Below are 6,368 nucleotides of genomic sequence, written 5' to 3'. Positions count from 1 at the left end.
GAAGCTCACCACATGCCCGCGGAAAGCGAGTCGTTCCCTGGAGCCCCTTTTCCACACAATATCTCGAAACTGAGTCTTACAGTAACCGGCCCGATAGTAGAGTAAGCCTATTATGGAAAATTAACAATGGGTAACAGAGCCAATAGTAAAAAAAGCAATATTGAGATTGTAGTAGAGCTTACCTATTAAAACGTGAGGGTGGAACAGACATTCGTTACAATAGAAGTTATATAGATCAAGACAGGGAGAGTGGAAGCCATGACAACTCGAGCGATATGGTTTCGCAGAGATTTACGATTAAATGATCATACAGCGATAAGTAAAGCGTTGGAACATGCAGATGATGAGGATGAAATTCTTCTGTTTTTTCATATCCATCCTGACCTGAATGAGGAATTTACTGCACGGCATGACTACTTTTTTCAAACCTTGAAGGCTTTTGTTGAGGATGCAGAAGAGAAGGGACTGGCCGTTCATTTTATTATAGGAAAAACAAGCGATGCGTTCACTCATCTAGTTGAAAAACATGACGTAGAAGCCGTTTATTATAATCGAGATGAATCAGGCTTTGGTTTGAAAAGAGATAATGAAGTTAACAAGTGTTTAAAAGAGTCAGACGTTCACGTGTTCAGCTATGTTGACCATCATATGCACGGGGCGAAGGAAGTAACTAAAAAAACAGGCGGGTATTATAAAGTATTTACCCCTTACTATAAACAGTGGAAGCAGCTGCAAAAACCTGCTGTCCAGAAAGTGGATCATGAACGATTATCCCAGCTTACTATAGACAAGAGGGATGAGTTTAAAAATGGTTACAAAGCCTATCAGAATTTAATCAGCAAGACAACGAGGGAATTTGATAAAGTCGGTGAAAACGATGCGCTTGATCACTTTTACGATTTTCTCGATGAAGCGATTTATGAATATGAAAAAGACCGGGATTTTCCAGCTGTGGATGGTACAAGCCGGATGTCCCGCTTCTTAAGAACTGGTGCTATTTCCATTCGAACGGTTTACCATTTAATTCATGATCAAGTTGACTACCGCAAAAATACAGAAGGGGTCGAAACGTATATTTCAGAGCTTGCGTGGCGTGATTTCTATAATATGATTTATCACTTTTATCCGAATGCTGGAGATGAAGAAATGGTTGAGAAATATCAGGGACTGCCCTGGAATTATGATGAAGATCTTTTTGACCAATGGAAAGAGGGCCGGACGGGATTTCCAATTATCGATGCGGCTATGAGACAGATGAATGAAACAGGGTGGATGCACAACCGCCTTCGCATGGCTGTAGCTTCTTTTCTAACCAAGGATTTGCTGATGGATTGGCGTGCAGGAGAAAGATACTTCGCAGAGCAGCTGATTGATTATGATGCGGCTTCTAACATAGGCGGCTGGCAGTGGGCAGCCTCTACAGGGACAGATCCTGTTCCTTATTTCCGGGTATTTAACCCTACTAGACAGTCGGAACGTTTCGATCCTCACGGGCGCTTTATTAAAGAATGGGTGCCAGAATTAATAGATGTCGAAAAAAAATATATCCATGAGCCGGCTAAAATGTCTGAAGAAGACCAGAAGCAAGCGGGGTGTATCATTGGGAAAGACTATCCTGAGCCAATGGTTGATCATAAAACCATGCGTGTTCGGGCGATTGAAATGTTTAAAAATGAAAAAGAAGCAGAAAGCAGCTCTTGATCTGCTTTCTGCTTCTTTTTTTAGATCAGTCTAAAGAGAAGAAGGTACCTTAGAGGCACTTTTAGAGCTGACTCTTTCCAGCATATATTCGAGCAGAAAAAGATAATCCTTCTGATTACCTGTGTTTTTAGAAAGCACAGATAATTGTTCTAAAATATAGAGGCAGTCATTTTCGTAAAGGCTGTAGTTATCAAACCCTAAAATCGTCTGCCGGGCAAATTCCCATAAATCCTTGTGAACGGACTGATCCATCGTTTTACTCAGCAGGGCTACCATAGTCAGTAATTCGGTCATGACCGCCGAATTTTGGTTCGCGTATTCCCGAATGGATGCAAACCCTTTGTGAAGATAATATCTGAAATCCTTTTGATTTAAGATAACACGAAGTTCCTGCTCCTGGTCGAAAAGATAGGGAGAGAAATTGGAAGACTGACCGATACTCTTTAACAAATCTGCAATTTGGTGAATAGTGTTCGTAACGGTTAGCGGGTCGTTATGCCCCAGAGCCTTAATGGCTACCTCGGCAAGCTTGATTAAACCGTATTCCAGATCCTGAATTTCAGTTTGCTTAATGCCAATTTCAATAGATTTCAGATATCGAGCAGGGTCCACCTTTTCTTCATTTTCCCAATAAGTGACCACAGGCGTACCTTCTACAACGAATTCTCCGATTCTGACATCAAACCGTATCAGACTATTATCTCTTTTAGCCTGTTTAATGAGACGGGAGAAATCAGCCACTTGAAAATAACCCGGCTGATTGGCTTCAATGATCTTCCCTTCTGCTTCTGAAGGCAGCTTAGCTTCATCAACGTGCTTTTCAAGATGGTAGGGCTTCAGTTCTTTCTCTAATGAAGCCTGGACGGATTTTGACTTGGAATTCATATTGTAACTGATGTTATGAACCTGCATCCAGGTTGTCGTATGGTTAATAAAATAAATAAAAGTCACAGCAGCTGTTATGGCAGTTAAAATAGATAGAGCAGGTGTAGCCACGATATATTCTTCTTCTTCATGAGTGACGTATAAGAAGTTCAGAAGCACATATATGAAACTTCCGTTAAATATTCCCAGTACGTGCTGTGTCGCCCGGTCACTTACAAAGTTTACAAGCATTTTGGAAGAAAACTGGCCGCTGAACGTCGTAAGTGCTACAAGCAGGGAGTTGATCGTAAATGCACTTAATGTAAGCACCCCTCCTACGAGTGCACTCAAAAGAACCTGAAGTGTCTGGCCGCTGAATCCGATAGCGGCTGGTAAATACAAACTCACATCTACAATGTAATCAAGATAAAAAGTAAAAGCAGAAAGACCAACAGCTCCTACTATATACCAGAAAGGCATAAACCAGAGTGTGGACTTTAATTCACTTTTACGCTGACGTTTCGACATCTTAAAATATTTTCTAATATAGTAAAAGAAACCCATATAATCACCATTCTTAGTTAGTTTAAATTCTTCTATTTCCTACCCTGGATAATAATAAACTAACCTACTTTTTGTTTTTACTAAAGAAAATGGTAAAAAATAAGTGGAAGGACGATGTATTTCTTAATTGAATTTAGAAACCCGCATTTAATTAGGAAATGGATGGAAGATATGAAATAATATAAGGACAATCTCAATTTTGGGAGGTATTAATTTGACAGCAAATCAAAAGCAATTAGAAAAATACGCAGAATTAGCTCTGAAAAAGGGAGTTAATTTACAAAGAGGCCAGGGGCTGATTATTAACGCCCCGATTGAGGCAGCCGATCTTGTTCGCACAATTTCTGCTAAGGCTTACGGCAAAGGAGCCAAGAACGTTCACGTTGAGTGGGGCGATGAAGTATTAAGTTACCTCAAAATGAAAAATGCTCCAATGGAGGTTCTAGAGAACTTCCCTAAATGGAAGGCAGAAGGGCTGGAGGAAATGGTTGCTGATGGCTATTCTCTTCTCTCAATTTATGGTCCGAATCCGGATTTATTAAAAGATGTGGATTCAGAGCGTGTAGCTAAAGCTAATAAAGCGAGTGCTCAGGCGCTTACTAAATATCGTGATTACATTATGAATGATAAAACAACATGGAGTATTGTAGCTTATCCCCAGAAAGCCTGGGCAGAAAAAGTATTTCCAGAGCTTTCTTCCGAACAGGCCCAGCACAAACTGTGGGAACAAATCTTTCAGATCACGCGGATTGATCAGCAAGATCCAATTGAAGCCTGGAATGAGCATAATGAGCGTTTGCGTCAGGCACGTGAATATTTAAATGATAAGCAATATAAAAAACTGCATTATAAAGCTCCAGGCACTGAATTGTCGATCGAATTGGTCGAGGATCATATTTGGCATGGCGGTTCAGCTACTTCTCAAAAAGGCACGGAATTCAATCCAAATATGCCGACCGAAGAAGTATTTACCATGCCCCATAAATATGGAGTAGATGGAAAAGTGACGAGCACGAAGCCGCTCAACTATGGCGGGAACTTGATTGAAAACTTTACCCTTATATTTAAGAGCGGTAAAGTAGTTGATTATTCAGCTGAATCTGGTGAAGATACTTTGAAACACTTGCTTGACACGGATGAAGGAGCGAAGCAATTAGGGGAAGTTGCGCTTGTGCCGAACGAATCTCCAATTTCTAAGTCCGGTCATATTTTCTTTAATACGCTTTATGATGAGAATGCTTCCTGTCATTTAGCTTTGGGCAAGGCGTACCCGACTAATATTAAAGACGGTTCTTCCTTTGATGAGGAACAAATGGATCATCACGGCGTTAATGATAGTCTAGTTCATGAAGACTTCATGATGGGTTCGGCAGAGTTGCATATTGATGGAGAAACTAAGGAAGGCGAATTTGAGCCGATTTTCAGAAATGGAAATTGGGCCATTGAATTTGAATAAAAGCGTAAGTCCATCCTCTTCTGCATGAAGCGCAGAAGAGGATTTTTATCTCTTTGTTCCATGACAAAGAAGAGACAGAATTGACAGGCAGTTTACAGTTTGTTTAAAAAATAATAAAAACGGTATCAATTCTTTAAAAATGTGATAAATAGAGAATAGGACAATTTTTCAGACTAGGAAATTTGAAGAGCGAAGGGTGAAAAGAATGAAGCGTGATGTGTTTTTCGATAATGCAAAATTATTTCTGATTTTTCTAGTGGTGTTTGGTCATATGATCCAGCCATTTACAGATGGATCAGTTCCTATGTACACCCTCTATACGTGGATTTATACTTTTCATATGCCTGCTTTCATTTTCCTGGCCGGCTTTTTTGCCAAGGGGTCAGGCCATAAAGATTACATCATTCAATTGGCTAAAAAACTGATATTGCCATATCTTATCTTCCAACTTGCCTATACGGGATATTTCTTCTTTATTGGAAAAGATGGATGGCTCAATGGACCCTTTTATCCTCACTGGTCGCTTTGGTTTTTGTTTAGTTTATTCTGCTGGCATATTCTGTTGTACTGGTTTAAAAAAATTCCTCCTTTCATTGGAATTACGATTGCCGTTGAGATTGGGCTTGTAGTTGGTTACTTCAGTGATATCGGCCACAGTTTCAGCTTATCCAGAACATTTGTGTTTTTTCCGTTTTTCCTGGCCGGGTACTGGCTGACTAAAGAGCATGTGAGACTGTTTAGAACACGTCGTGTAAGAGAAGTGGGTCTTGTTGTGATGGCTGTGGCTGCCGGACTTATCGCTGCTTTTCCGGAAGTAAGTTCAGGTTGGCTGCTAGGTTCAAAATCGTATGTAGATCTGGGAAATCCAGAGTTCGGCGGCTTGATCCGCTTAATGGTGTATCTGCTTGCTGCTGTTATGACGGTAAGTGTATTATCCTGGGTGCCTGGAAAAGAATATCGTTTCTCTTATCTTGGTGGAAAAACGTTGTATGTATATTTACTGCACGGATTCTTTATCCAATTCTTCAGACAGGCCGGATGGTTTAAGGTAGACTCTATATTCGATATTCTCGGTCTTGCCATTATAGCGGCGCTTATTGTCTACCTGCTTTCAAGCAGTATAATCCGCACGTTGACTCAGCCTTTGATTGAAGGACGTGCACAACTGATGAAGCATTGGTGGCAAAGACACTCTAATAAAGATTCCAACTATCAACCTTAATAAATGAACGAAAAAGTGCGAGTCCTATAAGGGCTGGCACTTTTTTTATTGCCTATCAAACGTGACCACAGGTTTGTTTAGAAGCAGGGTATTAAACTAAAGGGCCGGTTACTGTAAGACTCAGTTTCGAGATATTGTGTGGAAAAGGGGCTCCAGGGAACGACTCGCTTTCCGCGGCCCTGCAAGACGCAGGGTCGTTCGACGTTGCCACAGGACGTGGCGATCTTAGTCGAACATCCCTTGCGCTGAGTCTCCTCAGGCTGGCGCCTTCCGGGGCCTCACCTGTCATGTTCATCCCGCAGGAGTCTTCGCCGTTCCCTTCCGCCCCTTTGCGATCATGGAGCGCTCGAAATTCTCTGCATAAACGCGTTCCAATGAACCAGGATCATCTATGATCCATAGTGGTTTTTACTACGTGTGTTTACGTGTAGGAACCCTGTACTATAAGCATTTGAGGCAGATGCAGCATGGTTCCTTTCTGCTATAGCAGGGTCCGTTCGCAGCATTATAGTTGGGGTGGTGGGGAAATGGCGAGACTCCCATGGGAGAAGGGACTAGGTG

Annotated in this window: 4 protein-coding genes; 3 read left to right on the top strand and 1 reads right to left on the bottom strand. The window is 41.4% G+C overall.

The features are described from left to right. Positions 1-258 precede the first annotated feature (258 nt). Complete coding sequence (locus tag BMZ06_RS20030) at positions 259-1,701, top strand: cryptochrome/photolyase family protein (RefSeq protein WP_089754970.1); 1,443 nt, start codon at positions 259-261, stop codon at positions 1,699-1,701. Positions 1,702-1,731: 30 nt separating this feature from the next. Here the strand turns inward: BMZ06_RS20030 and BMZ06_RS20025 are convergent, their stop codons facing one another. After that, entirely contained in the window at positions 1,732-3,093 is a 1,362-nt protein-coding gene (locus BMZ06_RS20025; protein ID WP_175477947.1) for a DUF2254 domain-containing protein, read from the bottom strand. Between the two features lie 250 nt (positions 3,094-3,343). Here BMZ06_RS20025 and BMZ06_RS20020 point away from each other — a divergent pair, with 250 nt between their 5' ends. Both BMZ06_RS20020 and BMZ06_RS20015 read left to right on the top strand, forming a co-directional pair. Beyond that, positions 3,344-4,585: an aminopeptidase gene (locus BMZ06_RS20020; RefSeq protein WP_089754965.1), complete on the top strand. Its 1,242-nt coding sequence runs from the start codon at positions 3,344-3,346 to the stop codon at positions 4,583-4,585. A gap of 205 nt (positions 4,586-4,790) precedes the next feature. Then, complete coding sequence (locus tag BMZ06_RS20015) at positions 4,791-5,807, top strand: acyltransferase family protein (protein WP_089754962.1); 1,017 nt, start codon at positions 4,791-4,793, stop codon at positions 5,805-5,807. The last annotated feature ends 561 nt before the right edge of the window (positions 5,808-6,368 follow it).

This window comes from Halobacillus alkaliphilus (assembly GCF_900113125.1).
GTDB lineage: Bacteria > Bacillota > Bacilli > Bacillales > Halobacillaceae > Halobacillus > Halobacillus alkaliphilus.
The sequence above is the reverse complement of the archived record's forward strand: the minus strand, read 5'-3'. Positions and strand labels throughout refer to the sequence as shown.